Source organism: Streptomyces sp. NPDC005722 (assembly GCF_040630935.1).
Classification (GTDB): domain Bacteria; phylum Actinomycetota; class Actinomycetes; order Streptomycetales; family Streptomycetaceae; genus Actinacidiphila.
The window spans coordinates 81,775-103,440 of record NZ_JBEXYN010000020.1; the positions used below are offsets into that span (position 1 = coordinate 81,775).

At 73.8% G+C, this 21,666-nt stretch carries 23 protein-coding genes; 11 read left to right on the top strand and 12 right to left on the bottom strand.

Annotation, left to right across the window (positions count from 1 at the left end; genetic code table 11):
* Window positions 1-54 precede the first annotated feature (54 nt).
* Both ABZ479_RS22810 and ABZ479_RS22815 read left to right on the top strand, forming a co-directional pair.
* On the top strand, window positions 55-918 hold the full coding sequence (locus tag ABZ479_RS22810) for a DUF6777 domain-containing protein (protein ID WP_500463303.1): 864 nt from the start codon (window positions 55-57) through the stop codon (window positions 916-918).
* A gap of 66 nt (window positions 919-984) precedes the next feature.
* Window positions 985-1,278 carry a hypothetical protein gene (locus tag ABZ479_RS22815; RefSeq protein WP_500463304.1) on the top strand — a complete coding sequence of 98 codons (294 nt, stop codon included), beginning with the start codon at window positions 985-987 and terminating at the stop codon, window positions 1,276-1,278.
* 7 nt (window positions 1,279-1,285) lie between these two features.
* Here the strand turns inward: ABZ479_RS22815 and ABZ479_RS22820 are convergent, their stop codons facing one another.
* Both ABZ479_RS22820 and ABZ479_RS22825 read right to left on the bottom strand, forming a co-directional pair.
* Complete coding sequence (locus ABZ479_RS22820; RefSeq protein ID WP_500463305.1) at window positions 1,286-1,741, bottom strand: Crp/Fnr family transcriptional regulator; 456 nt, start codon at window positions 1,739-1,741, stop codon at window positions 1,286-1,288.
* A 48-nt stretch (window positions 1,742-1,789) separates the two neighbouring features.
* On the bottom strand, window positions 1,790-3,079 hold the full coding sequence (locus tag ABZ479_RS22825; protein WP_500463306.1) for a phosphoribosyltransferase family protein: 1,290 nt from the start codon (window positions 3,077-3,079) through the stop codon (window positions 1,790-1,792).
* 87 nt (window positions 3,080-3,166) lie between these two features.
* On the opposite strand from ABZ479_RS22825, the gene ABZ479_RS22830 reads away from it, so the two are divergent.
* Complete coding sequence (locus ABZ479_RS22830; RefSeq protein ID WP_499603219.1) at window positions 3,167-3,904, top strand: DUF72 domain-containing protein; 738 nt, start codon at window positions 3,167-3,169, stop codon at window positions 3,902-3,904.
* Window positions 3,901-4,185, top strand: a complete 285-nt coding sequence (locus tag ABZ479_RS22835) for an acylphosphatase (protein WP_500463307.1) — start codon at window positions 3,901-3,903, stop codon at window positions 4,183-4,185. The genes ABZ479_RS22830 and ABZ479_RS22835 overlap by 4 nt, the downstream gene beginning before the upstream one ends.
* 36 nt (window positions 4,186-4,221) lie before the next feature.
* Here ABZ479_RS22835 and ABZ479_RS22840 read toward each other — a convergent pair whose 3' ends face one another.
* From ABZ479_RS22840 to polX, 4 genes are all read right to left on the bottom strand, one after another.
* On the bottom strand, window positions 4,222-5,652 hold the full coding sequence (locus ABZ479_RS22840; RefSeq protein WP_500463308.1) for a lipase maturation factor family protein: 1,431 nt from the start codon (window positions 5,650-5,652) through the stop codon (window positions 4,222-4,224).
* Between the two features lie 162 nt (window positions 5,653-5,814).
* A complete protein-coding gene (locus tag ABZ479_RS22845; RefSeq protein ID WP_499515369.1) occupies window positions 5,815-6,597 on the bottom strand; it encodes a VOC family protein in 783 nt (260 codons plus the stop codon).
* A 117-nt stretch (window positions 6,598-6,714) separates the two neighbouring features.
* On the bottom strand, window positions 6,715-7,119 hold the full coding sequence (locus ABZ479_RS22850; RefSeq protein ID WP_500463309.1) for a hypothetical protein: 405 nt from the start codon (window positions 7,117-7,119) through the stop codon (window positions 6,715-6,717).
* A 62-nt stretch (window positions 7,120-7,181) separates the two neighbouring features.
* Complete coding sequence (polX, locus tag ABZ479_RS22855) at window positions 7,182-8,915, bottom strand: DNA polymerase/3'-5' exonuclease PolX (RefSeq protein WP_500463310.1); 1,734 nt, start codon at window positions 8,913-8,915, stop codon at window positions 7,182-7,184.
* A 128-nt stretch (window positions 8,916-9,043) separates the two neighbouring features.
* Between polX and ABZ479_RS22860 the strand changes: the two genes are divergently transcribed.
* The 3 genes from ABZ479_RS22860 (at window position 9,044) to ABZ479_RS22870 (ending at window position 10,621) form a co-directional block, all read left to right on the top strand.
* Window positions 9,044-9,259 (top strand): dodecin, encoded by a 216-nt coding sequence (locus tag ABZ479_RS22860; protein ID WP_500463311.1) that lies wholly within the window; start codon window positions 9,044-9,046, stop codon window positions 9,257-9,259.
* 76 nt (window positions 9,260-9,335) lie between these two features.
* Entirely contained in the window at window positions 9,336-9,785 is a 450-nt protein-coding gene (locus tag ABZ479_RS22865) for a VOC family protein (RefSeq protein WP_500463312.1), read from the top strand.
* 134 nt (window positions 9,786-9,919) lie between these two features.
* Window positions 9,920-10,621, top strand: a complete 702-nt coding sequence (locus ABZ479_RS22870; RefSeq protein WP_500463313.1) for a type 1 glutamine amidotransferase domain-containing protein — start codon at window positions 9,920-9,922, stop codon at window positions 10,619-10,621.
* A 93-nt stretch (window positions 10,622-10,714) separates the two neighbouring features.
* Here ABZ479_RS22870 and ABZ479_RS22875 read toward each other — a convergent pair whose 3' ends face one another.
* The gene (locus tag ABZ479_RS22875; protein WP_500463359.1) at window positions 10,715-11,947 is read right to left on the bottom strand and encodes an MFS transporter; all 1,233 of its coding nucleotides are present in this window, start codon (window positions 11,945-11,947) and stop codon (window positions 10,715-10,717) included.
* Window positions 11,948-12,121: 174 nt separating this feature from the next.
* On the opposite strand from ABZ479_RS22875, the gene ABZ479_RS22880 reads away from it, so the two are divergent.
* The 4 genes from ABZ479_RS22880 to ABZ479_RS22895 all read left to right on the top strand — a co-directional run bounded on the left by ABZ479_RS22880 (window position 12,122) and on the right by ABZ479_RS22895 (window position 16,531).
* Entirely contained in the window at window positions 12,122-12,661 is a 540-nt protein-coding gene (locus ABZ479_RS22880; RefSeq protein ID WP_500463314.1) for a CGNR zinc finger domain-containing protein, read from the top strand.
* Between the two features lie 84 nt (window positions 12,662-12,745).
* A complete protein-coding gene (locus ABZ479_RS22885) occupies window positions 12,746-13,306 on the top strand; it encodes a (2Fe-2S)-binding protein (protein WP_500463315.1) in 561 nt (186 codons plus the stop codon).
* 4 nt (window positions 13,307-13,310) lie between these two features.
* Complete coding sequence (locus ABZ479_RS22890) at window positions 13,311-14,300, top strand: FAD binding domain-containing protein (RefSeq protein ID WP_500463316.1); 990 nt, start codon at window positions 13,311-13,313, stop codon at window positions 14,298-14,300.
* A complete protein-coding gene (locus tag ABZ479_RS22895) occupies window positions 14,297-16,531 on the top strand; it encodes a xanthine dehydrogenase family protein molybdopterin-binding subunit (protein WP_500463317.1) in 2,235 nt (744 codons plus the stop codon). Before ABZ479_RS22890 ends, ABZ479_RS22895 begins: the two co-directional genes overlap by 4 nt.
* A gap of 197 nt (window positions 16,532-16,728) precedes the next feature.
* Here ABZ479_RS22895 and ABZ479_RS22900 read toward each other — a convergent pair whose 3' ends face one another.
* From ABZ479_RS22900 to ABZ479_RS22920, 5 genes are read right to left on the bottom strand one after another with little or no spacing between them, the layout of a single operon-like run.
* Window positions 16,729-17,379, bottom strand: a complete 651-nt coding sequence (locus tag ABZ479_RS22900; RefSeq protein ID WP_500463318.1) for a DedA family protein — start codon at window positions 17,377-17,379, stop codon at window positions 16,729-16,731.
* A 4-nt stretch (window positions 17,380-17,383) separates the two neighbouring features.
* A complete protein-coding gene (locus tag ABZ479_RS22905) occupies window positions 17,384-18,583 on the bottom strand; it encodes an ABC transporter ATP-binding protein (protein ID WP_499603232.1) in 1,200 nt (399 codons plus the stop codon).
* A gap of 10 nt (window positions 18,584-18,593) precedes the next feature.
* Complete coding sequence (locus ABZ479_RS22910) at window positions 18,594-19,433, bottom strand: carbohydrate ABC transporter permease (protein ID WP_500463319.1); 840 nt, start codon at window positions 19,431-19,433, stop codon at window positions 18,594-18,596.
* The gene (locus ABZ479_RS22915) at window positions 19,430-20,314 is read right to left on the bottom strand and encodes a carbohydrate ABC transporter permease (RefSeq protein ID WP_500463320.1); all 885 of its coding nucleotides are present in this window, start codon (window positions 20,312-20,314) and stop codon (window positions 19,430-19,432) included. Before ABZ479_RS22915 ends, ABZ479_RS22910 begins: the two co-directional genes overlap by 4 nt.
* Entirely contained in the window at window positions 20,311-21,582 is a 1,272-nt protein-coding gene (locus ABZ479_RS22920; RefSeq protein WP_500463321.1) for an ABC transporter substrate-binding protein, read from the bottom strand. The genes ABZ479_RS22915 and ABZ479_RS22920 overlap by 4 nt, the downstream gene beginning before the upstream one ends.
* Window positions 21,583-21,666 lie beyond the last annotated feature (84 nt).

The window sequence follows — 21,666 nt, forward strand, 5'->3', positions numbered from 1 at the left end:
GTCCGGAATGCCCCGGCTTGCGGCCCGGTCGGAGGAGGGACGGAGAATGCGGGAGTGACCTCACCCCCGCCCGGGGAGCCGCCCGGCGCCCCCACGCCCGGCCCCCGTCAGGAGCAGCCCGCGCACGCGCGCCGCAAGTGGTGGACGTCGAGTGCCGGGCTGTCGGCACTCGCGGCGCTGGGCGCGGCGGTGCTCGTCCTGGCGGTCTTCCTGGCCACCCGGGGCGACGACGACGGCACCCCGGGGGCGGGCCCGTCGCCCACCGGGCCGCGGATCGTGCTGCAGCCCGCGCGGGAGGCGGGGCCCGACGCCTTCACCGCGGGCACGGCCGAGGAGTCGCCGCCCTCTGACGCCCCGGAGCCCACCCTGACCCCCGAGCCGTCCGCCGCATACGGGGCGCCCAGCGTCTCCGGCGGTACGCGCGCCCTGTACGGCGGCACCAAGGGCGCGTCCGCGTGCGACGTCGCGCGGCAGACCCGCTACCTGACCGAGGACCCCGCCAAGGCGGACGCGTTCGCCGGGGTGGCGGGCATCGACACGGACGGCATCGGGCGGTACCTGGAGTCGCTGACCCCCGCGCTGCTGCGGGCCGACACCCGGGTCACCGCCCACGGCTTCGCGGACGGCTCCGCGACCTCCTTCGCCGCCGTGCTGGAGACCGGGACGGCGGTGCTGGTCGACGACCGCGGCCTGCCCCGGGTGCGCTGCGCGGGCGGCAATCCGCTGTCGGCCCCGAAGGCGGTCAAGGGCGCCGCCCGGACCGGGCAGCCGTGGCCCGGCTACCGGTCGTCGGAGGTGGTCGCGGTGCGCGCCGCGCCACGGGCGCACCAATCGTTCGTCCTCTACGACGCGGGCCGCGACGAACTTTTCCGCCGCCTTGTGGGCACCAGGGGCGGCGACGACACCTGGGTGCGGTGAGCCGGGCCGTCGTGGCCGGGAACGGGGCTTGAGCCTCCAGCCACTGGAAGGTCCGGACTCGGCCGCATGAGCGACGACCAGGAGCTGCTCACCGTCGGCCTCGTGGGGCCGGCGCGGGAGCGCGGCGTGGCACCCGGCGCGCCGGAGGCCGAGCCCGTGCTGACCGCGCTCCTGGGCGCGGACGCCGACCGGGCCGCGGTGCCGGCCCGGCTGGAGGCGGGCCTGGACGACCGTGCGGAGCGCTACCGGCAGTTGCCGGCGGTACTCGCCGGTGAGCCGCCGCGTCCCACGCACGTGGCCGAATTCCGCTGGCCGGCCGAGGCCCTCAGGGCACAGCCCCGGACGCCGGACGCGCCTTAGGGAAGGTCTAGGAGTGCTCCTGCAGGCGCGGGCCGTACATGTCGAGCATCCTGGCCCGGGCGGAGCCCAGCCGCTGGGCGATGGTCTGGGCGGCGGCCAGCACGATGGCCTGGCCCAGCACCGGGCTCTCCCGGCACAGGTCGCGGATCTCGGCCGCGCTGAACTCGTACGCGCCCACCGAGCCCAGCGCGTGGGCGCCGACCTGCCAGCGGTAGGGAGGGAACAGCCAGGACCAGCCGACGAGTTCACCGGGGCCGAGGGTCTCCACGGAGACCGAGCCGCGGCCGGGCACGTCCATGTCGATGGAGACGGCACCCGACTCGACCACCCAGAACCGGTCGGCGAATCTGCCCTCGTCGCAGATGCGCCAGCTCTGCGGGAAGCTGACCCTCCTGGCGTGTTCGAGGAAGGCCCGGCGGTGGGCCGGCGGGAGTGAGTCCAGCATGGTCACCGTGCTGCTCATCGGCGCATCCTCCTGCTCCCTTCCTCGCCCCCTGACCTCAGGGTACGGTCACGGACCCGGGGTCGCAGGGAGGTGACCGGCCAACCAGTCGCGGGCCAGGTGCGCCACCTCGTCGAGCGCCCCCGGCTCCTCGAACAGGTGGGTCGCGCCGGGCACCACGTGGAGCAGGTTGGGGCAGCCGAGCGCTTCCTGGGCACGCTGGTTCAGCTCCAGGACGGTGGTGTCCCGGCCGCCGACGACGAGCAGGGTGGGCGCCCTGACCTCGCCGAGCCGGGGCATGGCCAGGTCCGGGCGGCCGCCGCGGGACACCACGGAGGAGACGTACGGGGCGGCCCGGGGGTCGGCCGCCGCCCACAGCGCGGCGGCGGCGCCCGTGCTGGCCCCGAAGTAGGCGAGCGGCAGGTTCTCCCCGCGGGCCCACTCGGTGACGTCGGCCAGGCGGCCGGCGAGCAGTCCGATGTCGAAGACGTTGGCGCGGTCCGCCTCCTCGGCGGAGGTGAGGAGGTCGAACAGCAGGGTGCCGAGGCCGGCCTGGTGGAGGACGGCGGCCACGGCGCGGTTGCGCGGGCTGTGCCGGCTGCTGCCCGTGCCGTGGGCGAAGATCACCAGGGCCTGCGCGTCGGCGGGCCTGGTGAGCGTCCCCGCGAGCCGCGTCCCGGAGGCGCCGCCGACGGCGAGGCCCACCTCGGTGGTCCGCGGTCCCCGGGCGGCGGCCTGCTTGAGCAGCCCGGACACCTCGTCGTCGCCGGTCTGGGAGAAGTCGTGGTACCACTCCCCCACCGCGAAGAAGGCGTTCGGCGCCGACAGGCACACCACGTCGTCGGCGGCCCGCCGCAGCGCCGGCAGCGACTGCGGCGAGGACACGGGCACGGCGAGCACGATCCGGGCCGCGCCTTGGGCGCGGGCCACCTCGCAGGCGGCGAGGGCGGTGGCGCCGGTGGCGACGCCGTCGTCGACGAGGAGCACCGTGCGGCCGGCCAGCGGCGTACGCGGGCGCCCCTCACGGAAGCGGTGCGCCTGCCGGGCCAGCTCGGCCTCCTCGTGGTGCTCGACGGTGTCGATGTCGGCGCGGGAGACGTGGCTCATCCGGACGATGTCGTCGCTGAGCACCTTGGCGCCGCCCTCGCCGATGGCGCCGAAACCCAGCTCCCGGTGGTACGGGACGCCGAGTTTGCGGACGACGATCACGTCCAGGGGGGCGTGCAGGGCCTGCGCCACCTCATAGGCGACGACCACGCCGCCACGCGGCAGGCCGAGCACGACGGGGTTGTCGAAGTCCAGATGCCGCAGCCGCTCGGCGAGCTGCCGTCCGGCATCCGCGCGGTCTGTGAAGTGCATGGTTCCACCCCCGCGAGCGGGAGATGCGGGACTCCTTACGACCTACCCTGAATGGGGAGCAGCAAGCAACCGGCCAGGGACCGCGCGATGTCCGTGCTCGTGGGAACGTCGGGATGGCAGTACCGGGACTGGCGCGGCGTGCTGTACCCGCCCCAGGTGCCGCAGCGGCTGTGGCTGGAGGAGTACGCGCGCCGTTTCGGCACGGTCGAGAGCAACAACGCCTTCTACCGTCTGCCGTCGAGGGAGACCTTCGCCGGCTGGCGCGAGCACACGCCCGAGGGCTTCGTGATGGCGGTCAAGGCCAGCCGCTATCTGACCCATATGAAGCGGCTGCGCGATCCGGAGGAGCCGGTGCGGCGGCTGCTGACGCACGCGGAGGGGCTCGGGGACCGGCTGGGCCCGGTGCTGCTGCAGCTGCCGCCGAACCTGCGGGCCGACGCCCGGGTCCTGGAGACGTGCCTGCGCTGCTTCCCCGCAGACGTGCGGGTGGCCGTGGAACCGCGGCACGCCTCCTGGTGGACCCCCGAGATCCGCGCGCTCCTCAGGCGCCGCGGGGCGGCGCTGTGCTGGGCCGACCGGCGGGCGCGCCCCGTGACACCGTTGTGGCGCACCGCGGACTGGGGCTACGTACGCTTCCATGAGGGCATCGCCCGGCCGTGGCCCCGCTACGGGTCCCGGGCGCTGACCACCTGGGCGCACCGCATCGCGGACACCTGGCCGGAGGGCTCCGACGTGTTTGTGTACTTCAACAACGACCCCGGCGGGGCGGCCGTCCTGGACGCCGACGCCTTCCGTGACGCGGTCGGCCGGGTGCGGTCGTCGTGATCCGGCGCCGGGTCGTGGTGTCGGGCGACGTCCAGGGGGTGTACTTCCGGGACACCTGCCGCATGACCGCGGCCGGCACCGGTGTCGCCGGGTGGGTCCGCAACCGGCCGGACGGCACCGTCGAGGCGGTCTTCGAGGGGCCGCCCGGGGCGGTGGACGAGATGGTGGCGTGGTCGCACGAGGGCTCCCCGCTGTCCGTGGTGGACCGCGTGGAGATCGTCGAGGAGGAGCCCGAGGGGCTCACCGGTTTCGAGGTCCGCCCCACCCCGTGGCGCGACTGAGCACGCGACGAGGGCGTGCGGCCGCCGTCGGCGCCGTCAGCCGAGGTGCCGCAGGCCCTCGCGGTCGACCGGCGGCAGGTACTCGCGCACGAGGCTCCGCTCCCACCAGGCCCCGGTGGCGCGCAGGGTGCGCCGGTCGGTGAAGCGGTAGTGGTAGAGGCGGGCGCGGACGTACGTCGGCGGGGCGTCCGGGAAGGGGTTGCTGCGCAGCAGCCGGAGCGTGCGGGGGTCGTTCTCCAGGAGCTTGCCGACGAACGGGAGGAACCAGCTCCACGCGTACGCCGAGGAGATCCCGGCGAACCACATCATCCAGTCCAGCCGCAGGTGGTACGGGGCGAACTGGCGGGGCAGCCGGTGGCGGTCGGTGGGCTTGCCCTTGAAGCCGTACTCCTTCCACACGGCGCCGGGCCCGGGCTCGGCCGCGTCGGTGCCCTCGACGACGACCTCCAGGCGCATCCGGTTGATGCTGCCGAAGGCGCCGTAGGAGTTGACCAGGTGCAGCCGGTTGAAGGAGACGTTCATCATCTGGCCGCGGGAGAGCAGGTTGCGGGCGGGCCAGTAGCTGAGGACGGCGACCAGGGCGGTCGCGGCGATCACCAGGGCCGCGTACCAGGCGGGCGGCGCGACGGACGCCGCGGGCGGTGGCGCGGCGACCAGGGAGCCGTCGAGGGCGGCGACCGCGAGGACGATCGTCAGCCAGTTCAGCCAGGCGAAGTTGCCGGAGAGCACCAGCCACAGCTGGGTGACGATGACGACGCAGGCGGCGACGCTCGCCACCGGCTGCGGGGTGAACAGGGCGACGGGGACCACCAGCTGGGCGAAGTGGTTGGCGGCGGTCTCGGCCCGGTGCGCCCCGCGCGGCAGGTGGTGGAAGTACCAGCTGAGGGGGCCGGGCATGGGCTGCGTCTCGTGGTGGTAGTACAGGCAGGTCAGGTCGCGCCAGCAGGCGTCGCCGCGCATCTTGATCAGCCCGGCGCCGAACTCGACGCGGAAGAGCAGCCACCGCATCAGCCACAGGATCAGCACGGGCGGCCCGGTCTCGTCGTTGCCGAGGAACACCGCCAGGAAGCCCGCCTCCAGCAGCAGGGACTCCCAGCCGAAGGCGTACCAGGTCTGGCCGACGTTGACGATCGACAGGTAGAGCAGCCACAGCGCCGCCCAGACCAGCATGGCGGCCCACAGCGGCACGAGGTCGGTGACGCCCGCCACGACGGCGGCGGACAGCGCGACGCCGCCCCAGGCGACGGCGGCGAAGAGCCGGTCGGAGTAGCGCAGGTGGAACAGGCTGGGCGCGTGGCGGAACGGCACGCGCCGCAGGAAGTCCGGGACGGGCAGCAGCCCGTGCTCGCCCATGAGGGCGCGGAACTGGTTGGCGGCGGCGAGGAAGCCGACCAGGTAGAGCACGCCCAGCCCGCGCTGGACGACGACGCGGCTCAGCCAGTAGTCGGGTGCCGTGAACCACTCCATGGCCGCTTCTCTAGTGCCCCGCCGGGGTGTCCGCGACCCGGCGGGACGATGGCGGGGCGAGGTTCATCCGATGGGACGCGGCGGGCACGCGCCACGCCTGGTGCGCTGGTGGTCCGCAACGCGCGTGGTCCGCCACGCGCGTGGTGCGCTGCTCGTGGTGCGCTACTCGTGGTCGGCGACGAGGGAGAGCAGCCCGCCCTCCGGGTCGCGGATGCCCGCGACCCTGCCGTAGGCGCTGTCCAGGGGTTCGCCGGTGACCTCGCCGCCCAGGTCCTTGGCGCGCCGGACGGCCTCGTCGACGTCGGCGACGGTGAAGAAGACGTGCCACCGCGGCCGGACCTTCGGGTCGGCCGCGGCCTCGACGCCCCCGCCGCGGATGCCCGCGACGCTGTGCCCGTCGACGTACAGCACGACGCGGTCGTTCTCCCACTCCACGACGTAGCGGGGGCCGCGCCGGTCCCAGTGGAAGACCTCGCCGTAGAACAGGGCCGCGGCGAAGGCGTCCCGGGTGCGCAGCTCGATCCACGAGGGGGCGCCGTGCATCCGCAGCTTGCGGGCGGGGCCGTGCTCGCCCTCCCAGATGCCGAAGGAGGCGCCCATGGAGTCGGCGACCAGGGCCAGCCGCCCGGCGTCGAAGTCGAGCGGGCCGACGGCCACCGTGCCGCCGCGGTCGCGGATGTCGGAGGCCGTGGCGTCGGCGCTCTCCACCCCGAAGTACGTGGTCCAGGACACCGAGGTCTCCCAGTCCCGGGCGATGGCCCCGATGCCGGCGACCTCCGTGCCGTTCACCAGCGCGCGTTCGTACGGGCCCCAGCGTGAGGGCCCGGGTTCGAACTCCCAGCCGAGCAGTGGTCCGTAGAACGCCTTCGCCACGTCCAGGTCGCGTGCCATCAGGCTGACCCAGCACGGGGCGCCCGCCACACAGCAGATCTTCGCGGTGGACACGTACCGGCCTCCTTGTCCTGCCCCGTTCCCAGAATGGCGGCAGCGGGTCCTGGAGGCATCTTCGGCGGTCCGTCGTACGTACCGGTGGGCGGGCGCCACGTGCTGCGGCCCGGTGGGTCAGTGGCCGAACAGGTGCATGCCCCGGCGGCGGGCGGAGGGGGTGGGGGTCTGGGCGGCCGCCGTCTCCTCGTCGGTCCTGGCGGTGCCGGCGGCGGGGGCCGCGGTGCCGGCGGAGGTGGTGTCGGGCGCCTTCTCGGCGGCGCGGGCCCGGCGGCGCAGCCGGCGCAGCTCCGCGCGGCGGCTGCGTTCGCGTCCGGCGCCGGCCAGGGCGACGACCGAGGCCAGGCAGAACACCAGGGCGAGCGCGAGACCGGCGAGGAACGCGCCGAGGGTGTTGACGGTGGCGATGTCGGAGCCGAACATCGTCACGGTGTAGTCGGGGCCTCCCCCGAGGTTCTCCGCGATCAGCAGTCCGGTGAAGGCGGCGGTCGCGCCCATGAGCACGAATCCCAGCAGCAGCATCGTGTCCTCCTCGATGTCGGGCGTGGTACGGGGCCCTCATCCCGCGCCTACCCCGGGTACGGTCACGGATGCGTACGGCCGCGCTTGCGCAGGAAGCGCCGCAGCCGGGTGAGCGGCCAGGCGTTGACGACGTCGTCCGCGGTGAGCCAGCCCCGCTGGGCGGTGCCGACGCCGTAGCGCATGAAGTCCAGGTGGACGGTGGAGTGCGCGTCACTGTCGACGGCGAACCGCACGCCGTGCCGGCGGGCCCGCAGGATCAGTTCGTCGCCGAGGTCGAGCCGGTCGGGCTGGGCGTTGACCTCGAGCGCGGTGCCGGTGCGGGCGCAGGCGGCGAAGACCTCGTCGAGGTCGGCGTCGATGCCCGGGCGCCTGCCGAGCAGCCGGGTGGTGGGGTGGCCGATGATGTTGACGTACGGGTTCTCCGCGGCGCGCACCAGGCGCCGGGTGAGGGTGGCGCGGTCCTGGTTGAAGTGGGAGTGGATCGAGGCGACGCACAGGTCGAACCCGGCCAGGAACCCGTCCGGCCAGTCCAGACCCCCGTCGGGCCCGATGTTGAGTTCGGTGCCGTGCAGGACGCGCATGCCCCGGTGCGCGCGGTCCAGGCGGCGGACCTGCTCCCGCTGGGCGAGGACCTTCGCCTCGGTCATGCGCTGCATGTACAGGTCGGGCGCGTGGTCGGTGACCGCGTAGTAGGCGTAGCCGCGGGCGGCCGCCGCGGCCACCATCTCCTCCAGGCCGGCGAGGCCGTCCGTGAGGTCGGTGTGGGTGTGCAGGTCGCCGCGGACGTCGCCGGGGGCCAGCGGCTCGGGGAGCTCCCCCGCCAGGCCGGCCTGGATCTCGCCCCGGTCCTCGCGCAGGGTGGGCGGTATCCAGGGCAGTCCGAGCCGGGCGTAGACCTCCTCCTCGGTCCGGGAGACGACCAGCTCGCCGGTCGCGGCGTCGAAGAGCCCGTACTCGGAGAGCTTGAGGCCGTGGTGGACGGCCATCTCACGGGTGCGGATGTTGTGGGCCTTGGAGCCGGTGAAGTACTGCAGCGCCGCGCCCCAGGCGTCGGGCGGCACCACCCGCAGGTCGACCTGGAGGCCCTTGGCGGTGCGGATCGAGGTCTTCTTGGCGCCGCGCACGACGACCTCGGCGGTGGCGGGCATCCGGGTGAACGCGTCCATGAACCGCGCGGAGCGTTCGGCGGAGAGGAGGACGTCGACGTCCCCGACCGTCTCCCGCATGCGGCGCAGCGAGCCGGCGTACGTGCAGCGCTCGCAGCCGGGGAGCGCGGCGAGCTCGGCGACGACCTCCTCGGCGACCTGCGTGGCGACGTCCAGCGGGACCCGGCCGCCCGAGGACCGCAGCAGGGCGATGCCGTGCAGGATGTTCTCCTCGGTGCGGGCGCCGAATCCGGGCAGGTCGCGCAGGCGTTCGGCGTGGATGGCGTCGGCGAGTTCCTGCACCGAGGCGATGTGCAGCTCCTCGTAGAGCATCATGGCCCGCTTGGGGCCGAGGGTCGGGATCGCGGTCATCTCCCGCACGCCCGCGGGGATGCGGGCGCGCAGTTCCTCGACGGCGGGGACGGTGCCGGTGCGCAGGTACTCGGTGACCTTCTCGGCGACGGACTTCCCCACGTTGGGGATCTTCCGCAGCTCCTTGTCGCCGAGCCGGGCGACGTCCTCGTGGTGGCCGCCGATGGCGCGGGCGGCCTTCTCGTAGGCGCGCGCCTTGAACGCGTCGCCGCCGGTGATCTGGATGAGGTCGGCGTACTCGCGGAGCAGGGCTTCGACCTCGTCGTTGACCCTGGCCATGTACGGCCCCTTCCCGGGGCGCGCCGCGGCCTAACGCCCCCGGCCGTGCTTCCCCTCGCGGCCCGACGGGCGATGGGGCACCGTGGAGGGGCGGCGGAACCGCCGGTCCCACCGATCAGGGAGGCCCCATGACCGACCACACGTACCGGGTGACCGAGATCGTCGGCTCGTCCGGCGAGAGCCTGGACGCCGCCATCCGCAACGGGCTCAGCCGCGCCTCGGAGACCCTGCGCAACCTCGACTGGTTCGAGGTGACGCAGATCCGCGGCCACCTGGAGGACGGACGGGTCGGGCACTACCAGGTCGGGATGAAGGTCGGTTTCAGGATCGAGGAGAACGGCTGAGCGACTGTCGTACCCGTCGGGCAGCATGGGCCCCACCGGTGCGGGCACCGGGCGGGCCACTTCGACGGAGGCACACATGGTCGCGTTCCAGCTCACGATCGACTGCGCGGATCCGGAGGCGCAGGCGCGCTTCTGGGCGGGCGCGCTGCGCTACCGCCTCGAGGACGCGCCGGGCGGCTTCGCCACCTGGCGCGCGTACTGGCTCTCCGTCGGTGTGCCCGAGGAGGAGCTCGGCGAGGGCGACTGCTGCGACTCCATCGTGGACCCGGAGGGCGGCGGCCCCCGGATCTGGTTCCAGCACGTGCCCGAGGGCAAGGTGGTCAAGAACCGGCTCCACCTCGACGTCAAGGTGGGCGGCGAGCGGGCCGAGGTGCCCCTGGAGACCCGCAGGGAGCGGGTCGAGGCCGAGGCCGGCCGGCTGGTCGCGGCAGGCGCCGAACGGCTGCGCGTGCTCGCCCAACCGGGCGTGGACCACTACGGCGTGGTGATGCGCGACCCGGAGGGCAACGAGTTCTGCGTGGCGTAGCGGCCGGTCCGCGGTCCGCCGCACATCGCCTTGCCTGCCCCAAATGGCCCACTTAGGCTCGGAATGACGGGGTGGCACCGTGGCGCCGACCGCCGCGACCAGCACCGGATCCCGCCGGGAAGAGGGGCAGTTTCATGCCTGCGACCAAGAAGATCCTGGTCATCGTGACGAACGTCGACGAGTACGAGAAGGTCGGCATGCGGACCGGGTTGTGGCTCGGGGAACTCACGCACTTCTGGGACGTGGTGGAGCAGGACGGCTACACCATGGACATCGCCAGCCCGGCCGGCGGCAAGGTCCCCCTCGACCCGGAGAGCCTCTCCCACGAGGTGCTGGAGGAGCTCGGCACCGGCGGGCACTACGCCGACCGCGAGTACATGGACCTCCTCGAGGACACGTTGCCGATCGCGCGGGTGGACCTCGAGGACTACGACGCGATCTACCTCACCGGCGGCCACGGCGTGATGTTCGACTTCCCGCAGAGCCGGGAACTGGAGGAGCTGACGGCCCGGTTCTACGAGTCGGGCCGGATCGTCTCCTCGGTCTGCCACGGCGCGACGGGGCTGCTCAACGTGACGCTGAGCGGCGGTGAACCGCTGGTCCGCGGCAGGCGGGTGACCGGTTTCTCCTGGCCCGAGGAGGAACTCGCGCACCGGGCGGGGGCGGTGCCGTACAGCCTCCAGGACGAGTTGCGCAAGCGCGGCGCCGACTACTCCACGGCCAGGCGGCCGTTCGACACCTACGTCGTCGAGGACGGCCGGCTGATCACCGGCCAGAACCCGGGCAGCGCCCGCGCGGTGGCGGAGGCGGTCGTCCGGCAACTGGCGGACGCCTGAGGCGGGAAGTCGTCCGCGCGGTGGGCTGTCCGGACCGTCACGCGGCGCGGGTTCCGGACCCGCCGACGGCATGGCGGGGCCGGGCGGCGCCGGTCAGGGGCGGGCCGGGACGGCGATCCGCAGGAAGGGGACGAGCGCCCCGCCCGCGAGCACGGCGAGGACGGTGAACACCGTTCGTGGGCCGCCGAGTTCGGCGAGCCCTCCGGCGAGGGCCGCGCCGAGCGGCATGGCGCCCCAGCTGAAGAGCCTGCTGACCGCGCTGTAGCGGCCCATCATCCGCTCCGGGACGATGTCCTGGGCAATGGTGCGGGCGTTGACGGCCCACAGGGTGCCGCCCATGCCGCCGAGGAAAGCGCCGACGGCCACCGGCCAGAGGGCCGTGGTCAGCGCGGGCAGGGCCATCATCGCGGCGGTCCCGGCGATGTCGGCGGACATCGCGCCGCGGCGGCCCAGCAGCCGGTTGACCCGGCCGACGGTGAGCGCGCCGGTCAGCCCGCCCAAGCCGAGGGCGCTCAGCAGGAGTCCGTACCGCCCGGCGTCCAGGCCCATGGCGTGGGTCGCGTACAGGGGCATCAGCGCCAGCCAGGCGCCCCAGCAGGCGCACAGCACGGTGAGGACCAGCGAGAGGGTTCGCAGGAGGTCGTGCCGCCACAGGTGGCGCAGCCCCTCGGCGATCTGGGTGCGGACGGCGGCCGGGGCGCGGTCCGCCGCAGCGGCCGCGCCCTGCGCCCCGGCCACCCGCCCGGCGAGCAGGAACAGGGCCAGGGAGGCGAGCGCGTACGCCGCCCAGGTGGCGCCGAGCGCGAAACCGGTGCCGACGGCGATCAGCAGGCCTCCGACGAGGGGGCCGCAGAACTCGTTGCAGACGGTCTCGGCGCCGGTGATCCACGCGTTGGCGCGTTCCCGCCCGGCCGGCGGCACCACGGACGGCACGAGCGCCGCCTCCGCCGTCAGCGCCACCACCTCCGCGACGCCGAGGACGGCACCGGCGACGCAGAGCACTCCGATGCCGGGCCCGCCCCGGGCCGCCGCCACGGCGAGGGCGGCCACGGCGGCCATCCGCACGGCGCCCGCGACCCACAGCAGGCCTCGGCGGTCACGCCGGTCGACCAGGACGCCCACGGGGAGGGCGACCAGCAGCCAGGGCAGGGTGAGGGTCAGGGAGACCGCCGTGACCTGCAGCGGTGAGCCGGAGGCCCGCACCGCGAGGAGGGGCAGCGCCATCTTGGTCACGCCGTCGGCGAGGTTGGTGACGGCGGTGAAGCCGACCAGCACGGCCGTGTTGCGGGTGCCGCGGAAGTCCGTCGGTGACGGGCTCGCGGGCATGGTCGCGGTCGCGGTCGTCGTCGTGGCCGCCGGGGCGGCGCCGTCCTTCATCGGCGTGGCGTGGGCCGGCTCCCCCATGTGAACTCCCCTGCACTAACCGGCTATTAGCTTCACTGGTGATTCTAACCGGCAATCGCGATGGACGGTAGACTCCGTGACGACAGGAGGTGCCCCGTGCTCGAACCCCCGCCCGCCGCCGCCCTGGTGGAGGCCTTCGCCAACACCGTCGACCTCGACCTCGGCACGGACGACCTGGCCGCGCCGGAGCAGGTGTCCGCCTTCCTCGCCGCCCACGGCCTGCTCGACGCGGGCACGCCGGTCACGCCCGGCGAGCACGACCGCGCCCTGCGGCTGCGGGCCGGCCTCCGTGAGGCGCTGGGCGCCAACGTCGGCGACACCCCCGACCCCGGGGCGGTCGCGGCCGCGGACGAGGTACTGCGGGGGCTGCCCGTACTCGTCGCGGTCGGCGGGGACGGTCCCGTACTGTCCCCCGGGCCGGGGCTCACGCCCGCGGAAGCGGCGCTCGCCCGCATCGCCCTGGCCTGGAGCGCGCTGGTGACCACCGGCGACGCCGCGCGCCTCAAGCGCTGCGCCGAGCACAGCTGCGGCTGGGTCTTCTGGGACGTCTCCAAGAACCGCAGCCGGCGCTGGTGCTCGATGCGCGTGTGCGGCAACCGCAACAAGGCACGGGCGTACGCCGCACGGCAGCGGTAGCCGCGCCCGCGGCGGCATGATCCCGGTTGCGGGTCGTTGACGGGCGAAACAGCATGAAAGGGAGACCGATCTGGAGGTGGACCGGTGTCCTCACATGTTTCGGCGAACACCGCGGCCGAGTCCGGCGTGCTGCCGGAGCGCGGCCCCGGTCCCGGCCCGGTCACCCTGCACGTCAACGGGGAGCGGCGGGCGGTGGACATCGAGCCCCGGGTGAGCCTGCTCGACGCGCTCCGTGAGCACCTCCGTCTGACCGGCGCCAAGAAGGGCTGCGACCAGGGCACCTGCGGGGCCTGCACGGTGCTGGTGGACGGGCGCCGCGTGCTGGGCTGCCTGACGCTCGCCGTCACGTGCGAGGGCCACGAGATCACCACCGTCGAGGGCCTGGCCCGGGAGGGCCGGCTCGACCCGGTGCAGGAGGCGTTCATCGCGCACGACGCCTTCCAGTGCGGCTACTGCACACCGGGCCAGATCATGTCGGCGGTGGCCCTGCTGCGGGAGGGTCACGCCGCGGACGACGCGGAGATCAAGGAGTGGATGAGCGGCAACATCTGCCGCTGTGCCGCGTACCCCAACATCCGTGCGGCGATCCGCGCGGTCCGCGACGCGGACCCCGGTGCCGCCCCCGGAACCGGCAGCGGAGCGTGAGATCGTGCGGCCCATCACCTACACCCGCGCCACGGGCACGGCGGACGCGATCGCGGCCGTCACCGCGGACCCGCAGAGCCACTTCCTGGCCGGCGGCACCACGGAGGTCGACCTGCTGCGGCAGAACGTGCTCGCGCCGCGCCGGCTCGTCGACATCAACGACCTCCCCCTGACCGGCGTGGAGGGCATGCCCGACGGCTCGCTGCGGATCGGCGCGCTGGCCCGGATGAGCCAGGTCGCCGAAGCGGCCGTCGTACGGGAGCGCTTCCCGCTCGTCGCGCAGGCCCTGGAACTCGGGGCCTCGGCCCAGCTGCGCAACATGGCCTCCATGGGCGGCAACATGATGCAGCGGGTGCGGTGCGGCTACTTCCGCGACACCTCGTCGCCCTGCAACAAGCGTGTGCCGGGCAGTGGTTGCTCGGCGATCGAGGGGACGAGCCGCGGGCACGCCGTCCTCGGCACGAGCGCGCACTGCATCGCCACCCACCCCTCGGACGTCGCCGTGGCGCTCGCGGCGCTGGACGCGCGGATCAGGACCCAGGGGCCGGGCGGTGAACGCTCCTACTCCTTCGACGAGTTCTTCCTGCTGCCCGGTGACGCCCCGGACCGGGAGCACCCGCTGGAGCACGGCGAGCTGATCACCGTGATCGAGGTGCCCTCGGTGCCGATCGCCCGCCACTCCACGTACCTGAAGGTCCGCGACCGCGAGTCGTACGAGTTCGCCCTGGTATCGGTGGCGGCCGCGCTGGCGCTGGCGGACGGGCTGGTGCTGGACGTCCGCCTCGCGCTCGGCGGGGTGGGCACCCGGCCCTGGCGGGCGGAGCGCGCCGAGGAGTTCCTGCTCGGGGCGCCGGCGATCCCGCAGAACTTCCGCGAGGCCGCCCGGGTCGAGATGGCGGCGGCACGCCCCACGCAGATGAACGCCTTCAAGGTCGAACTCGCCTGCCGGACCGTGGTCCGCGCGCTCGAGACCCTCACCGGGAGCCCGTCGTGACCCCGGCCGTCGGACAGCCCATGGACCGGGTCGACGGACGCCCCAAGGTCACCGGCTCGGCCCGGTACTCGGCGGAGATCCCGCTGCCCGGCATGGCGTACGCCGCGCTCGTCGGGGCCCACATCGCCGGCGGGCGGATCACCTCCATCGACACCGGCGAGGCCGAGGCCGCCGAGGGGGTCCTCGCGGTCCTCACCCACGAGAACACCCCGCCCATCGCGGCGCAGCCGCCGCTGATCCCCTCCCTTGCGGGGACGGCGGCCCCCGGCCAGACCTTCTTCCCGTTGCAGGACGACGTCGTCCACTACGCGGGCCAGCACATCGCCGTCGTCGTCGCCGACACCCACGAACGGGCCCAGCACGCGGCGAGCCTGCTGCACGTGCGGTACGCGGAGGAGCCCCCGGTCACCACCCTCGACCAGGGCCGCGACCTGGCCCACGTCCCCGAGACGATCTTCGGCGGCTTCATGCCGGGGCGCATGACCCGGGGCGACCTGCGGCAGGGGCTCGACGAGGCCGACGTACGGCTGGACCTCACCTTCACGTACGCCGCGAACAACCACAACCCCATCGAGCCGCCGGCGACCACCGCCTCCTGGGAGGGCGACCGGCTCACCCTCTGGGACGCCACGCAGGGCATCACCTCCACCCAGCAGACGGTCGCCGCGCTGCTCGGCCTGCCGGTCTCCCGTGTGCGCGTCATCGGGCACTACACGGGCGGCAGTTTCGGCGGCAAGGCGATGATCTGGCACCATCCGGCGCTCGCCGCGATCGCGGCCCGGCTGGTGGGCCGCCCGGTGAAGCTGGCGCTGACCCGTGAGCAGATGTTCACCTCGATGGGGCACCGCGAGGAGCAGGAGCAGACGATCACGCTCGGCGCGACCGGGGACGGGCGGCTCACCGCGCTGCGCCACCACAAGCTCTCCCCCACCTCGCACTTCGACGAGTGGGCCGAACCCTCCCTCGGCGTCGCCTCGCAGATCTACGGATGCCCCCACTACGAGGGCGAGTACCGGGTGTTCCCCGCGAACACCATGACGCCGACCTTCATGCGCGCCCCCGGCGAGGCCTCGGGCATGTTCGCCATGGAGTGCGCGATGGACGAGCTGGCCGAGCACCTCGGGATCGACCCGCTGGAACTGCGGCTGCGCAACATCACGGCGACCGACCCCTCGACGGGTGACCCGTGGTCGAGCTGGGGGCTGGAGGAGTGCTACCGCCGCGGCGCGGAGCGCTTCGGCTGGGCCGGCCGTGACCCGCGGCCGCGCTCCCGTCGCGAGGGGCACTGGCTGATCGGCACGGGCATGGCCAGCGCCGGCTACCCCGTCGCCCAGCCCGTCACGCCGCAGCGGGCCCGCGCCCGCCTGTACGCCGACGGTACGGCGCTGGTGCAGGCGGCCACCCCCGACTTCGGCACCGGCGTGGCCACGGCCATGACGCAGGTCGCCGCCGACGCCCTCGGCCTGCCGGCGGAGCGGTGCCGCTTCGAGAACGGCGACACGGCCTTCCCGCAGATCGCCGCCGCCGTCGGCTCGTCCGGCGCCGGCATGATCAGCGCGGCCGTCCACACGGCGGCCACGGCCCTGCGCGACGCACTCGTGGCGCGGGCGGTCGCCGACGCCGAGTCACCGCTGCGCGGGGCGGCCCCAGGGGCCGTGGAGCTCCGGGACGGGCGCATGGTGCTCCGGGACGACCCGGACACCGGCGAGACCTACGCCGAGATGATGCACCGTCAGTTCCTGCCCGACGTCGAGGCACTGGGCTCCTGGACCCCCGACGCCGGCGCGAACGGCCACGCCCTGATGACCTTCGGCGCCCAGTTCGCCGAGGTCGCCGTCGACGCCGACCTCGGCCTCGTCCGGGTCCGCCGCATGGTCGGCGCCTTCGCGCCCGGGCGGGTCCTCAACCCCAAGACCGCCCGCAGCCAGCTGATGGGCGGCATGATCTGGGGCCTGGGCCAGGCCCTCCTCGAGGCCAACCACATGGAGCCGCGCACCGGCCGCTGGGCGGCCTCCAGCCTCGGCGACTACCTGGTGGCCGTCAACGCGGACGTACCGGACGTCGACGTCGAACTCGTCGAGGTCGAGGACACCGTCGTCAACCCCCTCGGCGTCAAGGGCGTCGGCGAGATCGGCCAGGTCGGCGCAGGCGCCGCCATCGCCAACGCCGTCCACCACGCCACGGGCCGCCGCGTCCGCAAGATGCCGATCACCATCGAGGACCTGCTCTAGGCCGTGTCGTCAAACGCCCCCCTGCTCAGCGACGCCTGGCACGGCACCTCGCTGCGTTGTCGAATCGTCCGAGTAGCCCACTACGAGGACGACTCTCCGCCTTGCGATGCACCGCACCAGACGCCGCTGAGCCCGCCCTTCGGGCGGCCGGCGCTCATTTGACGACACGACCTAGGCACCGCCCCCTCGGGGCCGTCTCAGGGGCCCGGGGCGCGGCGGCGGAGACGGCGGCGGCGGAGGTGGCGGGCGGTCAGGGCGGCGGCGAGGAGGGCCGTGGCGATCAGGGCGTAGAGCTGGAAGCGGGTGAACCAGGCGTAGAGGGAGCCGAGGCGGGTGCCGGCGGCGTAGGCGAGGGCCGACCAGGCGCCGACCCAGAGCACCGCCCCGAGGGTGTTGCAGAGCAGGAAGCGCCACCAGGGCATGCCCGCGGTGCCGGCGATGATGCCGTTGGTCTGGCGCAGGACGTCGACGAAGCGGGCGAGCAGGACGACGAGGTCGCCCCGGCGGGCGAAGAACTCCTCCCCGCGCAGGAAGCGTTCGGGGGTGAGCAGGACGTAGCGGCCCCAGCGGTGGACGAAGGCGCGGCCGCCGCTGCGGCCGATGAGGTAGCCCAGGCAGTCGCCCGCGACGGCCGCGGCGACGGCGACCGCGACGACGCCGGCGATGTCCATGCGCCCGGTGCCCGCGTAGGCGGCCGCGACGACCAGGACGGTCTGGCCGGGCACGGGGATGCCGCCGTTGTCGAGGAGCACGAGGACGCCGACCGCCAGGTAGCCCCAGTCGTCGAGGAGGGGGGCCAGGTGCGCGAGGGGTCCGGGGAGGGGCGGCGGGACGTCGGCCGGGGCCACGGGCTCAGCCCGCGGCCGGGTCACGCGGGCCGCCGGCGAGCGTGAGGTTGTCGCCGGTGACCGGGTCGAAGAGCTGGGCCTGCGCGGTGTCCAGCCACAGTGACAGTCGCTCGCCCTCGCGGGCCCGGGTCCTGGGGGACACCCGGGCGACGATCTCCGGGCCGCCGGCTCCGGTGTCCGCGAGGCCGGAGTCCGCGGCGAGCTCGGCCAGTTGCCCGGCGGCCGCCGCGCCGCCCTCCTGGGCCAGGTGGACGTAGACGTCGGAGCCGAGGGACTCCCGGACGTCGACGGTGACGGTGAGGACGGCGCCGCCGCGGTCGGGGCCGACGAGCGCGGCGTCCTCGAAGTGCTCGGGCCGGAAGCCCGCGACGACCTCGCGCGGTGCGTCGCGGCGTGCCAGGGCGGCGCGCAGGCGGTCGTCGAGCGGCAGGTCGCCGAGCGGGGTGCGCAGCCGGTCCTCCTCCACCGCGGCGGGCAGGAAGTTCATCGCGGGCGAGCCGATGAACCCCGCGACGAAGAGGTTGCGCGGCCGGTCGTACAGCTCCTGCGGCGAACCGGTCTGCTGGACGACGCCGCCGCGCATGACGACCACGCGGTCGCCGAGGGTCATGGCCTCGGTCTGGTCGTGCGTGACGTACACCGTGGTGGTGCCGAGGCGCCGCTGCAGCCGGGCGATCTGGGTGCGCATCTGGACCCGCAGCTTGGCGTCGAGGTTGGACAGCGGTTCGTCCATGAGGAAGGCCTTGGGTTCGCGGACGATCGCGCGGCCCATCGCGACGCGCTGGCGCTGCCCGCCGGAGAGGTTGGCCGGTTTGCGGTCGAGGTGGCCGGTGAGGTCGAGGACACGGGCCGCCTCCTCGACCTTCTCGCTGATGACGGCCTTGTCCACGCCGGCCAGCCGCAGGGCGAAGCCCATGTTCTGACGGACGGTCATGTGGGGGTAGAGGGCGTAGCTCTGGAAGACCATGGCGATGTCGCGGTCCTTGGGGGCCTTGTCGTTGACGACCCGGCCGCCGATGCGGAGGGTGCCCTCGGTGATGTCCTCCAGCCCGGCGATCATGTTGAGGGTGGTGGACTTCCCGCAGCCGGACGGCCCCACGAGGATCACGAACTCGCCGTCCGCGATGGCGAGGCTGACGTCGCGGACGGCGACCGCGCCGTCGGGGTAGCGCTTGGTGACGCCCTCGAGGGTGATCTCGGCCATGTGCGGTCCCTCAGCCCTTCACTGCGCCGGAGGTCAGTCCGGCCACGATGCGCCGCTGGAACAGCAGCACGAAGACGACGATCGGGACGGTGATCACCACGGCGGCCGCGGCGATCGAGCCGGTGGGCTGCTGGAACTGCGAGCTGCCGGTGAAGAACGCGATCGCCGCCGGGACGGTGCGCGCGGCGGTGGTGGAGGTCAGCGAGATCGCGAAGAGGAAGTCGTTCCAGCAGAAGATGAAGACCAGGATCGCCGTGGTGAACACCCCGGGCGCCGCGAGCGGTGCGATGACCAGCCGGAACGCCTGGGCGGGGGTCGCCCCGTCGACCTTGGCCGCCTTCTCCAGGTCCCAGGGGATCTCACGGAAGAACGCCGACAGCGTGTAGATCGCCAGCGGCAGCGAGAAGGTCATGTACGGGATGATCAGCCCGGGCCAGGTGTCGAACAGCCCGAGGAAGCGCTCGATGTTGAACAGCGGCGACACCAGGGAGATCGGCGGGAACATCGCGATCAGCAGCGAGGTGCCGATGAGCAGTCCCTTGCCGGGGAAGCGCAGCCGGGCCACCGCGTAGGCGGCCATCGTGCCCAGTGTGACGGCGACGACGGTGGAGATCAGCGCGATCCCGATGGAGTTGACCAGGGCGCGGGTGAACTCGGAGGTCGCGAAGATGCCGCGGTAGTTCTCCAGCGTCCAGGTGCGCGGGACGAAGCTGCCGTCGGAGAGCGTGGCGGGGTCCTTGAAGGACAGGGCGACGATCCACCACACCGGGAAGAGCGCGTAGAGCACCACGACGGTGTTGACGACGCTCCAACGGGCGATCCGCCGCCGCTGCGCCGGGCTCGTGCTCATCGTCCGGTGTCCTCCGATCCGGGGGCGGCCGTGCCGAACAGCCTGATGAAGGCGAAGGCGATGACCGCGACGCACAGGAAGATCAGCACCGAGATGGCCGAGCCGATGCCGAGGTTCAACGCGGTGAAGAGGTTGTCGTAGCCGAGGATCGACACGGAGCCGGTGCCGTTGGAGCCCTGGGTGAGCACGTAGATGTTGTCGAAGATCCGGAACGCGTCCAGGGTGCGGAACAGCAGCGCCACCAAGATGGCGGGTTTCATCAGCGGCAGCGTGACGAGCCGGAAGCGCTGCCACCGGGTGGCGCCGTCGACCATGGCGGCGCGCAGCGTCTCCTCCGGCACCAGGGCCAGTCCGGCGAGCAGCAGCAGCGCCATGAAGGGCGTGGTCTTCCAGACCTCCGCCAGGACGATGAGGCCGATGGCCTTCCACTGGTCGGTCAGCGGGGCCGCGCCCGACGCGTCGACGAGGTAGCCGATGCCGGGCGTCCAGGCGTACTGCCAGGAGAAGGCGGCGACGACGGTCACGATGCCGTAGGGCAGCAGGACCGCGGTACGCACCCCCGAACGGCCGATCACCGCCCGGTGCATGACGACGGCCAGCCCCATGCCGAGGGTCAGTTCCACCGTGACGGAGACCGCGGTGATCAGGCAGGTCACCCAGAACGCCTGCCACCAGAACCCGGAGCTCAGGACGGCGGCGTAGTTGTCCAGGCCGACGAAGCGGGCCAGCTGGGGGAAGCGCAGGTCGTAGCGGTGCAGGGAGAGGTAGACGGCGTAGAGCACGGGGTAGGCGGTCACCACGAGCATGACGAGCACGGCGGGGGCGCAGAGCAGCCAGCCCAGGCGCCGCTCCTGCCGGGCGCCCTCCGAGAGGCGCGTCACGGGACCAGCCCCTTGGACTGCAGGGCGTCCTCGATCTGCCCCCGCAGGTCCCGGACGGACTCGGCCGGCCGGATCGCGGCGGGCGGTGACAGGGCGTGGGACACCGCGATGGACACGTTCTGGTAGGCGGGGGTCTGCGGGCGCAGGGCGGCGTTCTCCAGCTCGGCGAGGATGTCCTGGGCGAAGGGGTAGCTCCGCCGGACCTGGGGGTCGTCGTAGAGGGAGCGCAGGGTCGGCGGCAGGCCGCCGCGCAGCGCGGCGTTCCGCTGGTTGTCCCGGTCGCGCAGGCACAGCGCCGCCTCGAAGGCGAGCTCGGGCCGGCGGCTGTGGGCGCCGACGGCGAGGTCGATGCCGCCGATGGTGACCCGGGCGGGGCGGCCGGCGTCGACCCGCGGGTAGCGGGCCCACCGGAAGTGCCGGAACAGCTGCGGGTTGTCGGCCTTCATCGCGGGATAAACGAAGGGGTAGTTCAGCTCGAAGGCGGCGGTTCCCGCCTCCATGGCCAGCCGGTTCTGGTCCTCCATCTGGTTGGGCAGCGAGGGGTCGGCGGCGGGCGAGACCGCGAGGTCGCGCATGATGCCCGCGGCCCGTACGGCGGGCGGCCCGAGCGAGGGGGCGCTCGCGTCCGCGTCGAGGATCGAGCCGCCGGCGCTGGAGACGAGCGTGTTGAACCAGACCGTGAGCCCCTCGTACTGGGCGCCCTGGACCTCGATCCGGTGCGGCTTCCCGGCCTTCGCCAGGTCACGGGCCGTGTCGAGCATCGCGGCCCACGTCGTGGGCGGCTCCGGCACGAGGTCCGCGCGGTACCAGAGCAGCTGGACGTTGGTGTTGTACGGGACGGCGTAGAGGCGGTCCTTCCACGTAGCCGTGCGCAGCGGGGCGTCGAGGGTGTCCCGGACGGCCTCGGCGCGCCGGGTGCCCGTCCACGGGCGGATCCAGCCGGCCTCGGCGAATTCCGGGGCCCAGGTGACGTCCAGGCCGAGGATGTCGAGCGCGGGGTCGTGTGCGGCCAGCCGGCGTACGAGCTGTTGCCGCTGGCCGTCGGCCGTCCGGGGGAGTTTGTTGTAGCGGATGACGTAGCGTCCGCCGGAGGCACGGCCGCACCGGTCGGCGGCCTCCTGCAGCGCCCCGGAGTCGTCGGGGAAGTTGTACCAGTCGAGCGTCGCCCGCCCGGGGCCCGGCGACGCGCCGCCGCCGCACGCGACCGCGGCGGCCGCGAGGACCAGCACCGCGACAAGGGCCCGGGAGCGCCGCACCGCGCACGCCATAGGCACCTCGCTCCCCTGCTCGGACACACTCCGGCCCCGGACCATGAAGCCCCCGCGCCGGCCCCCGACGGCGCCTCAGGGGCG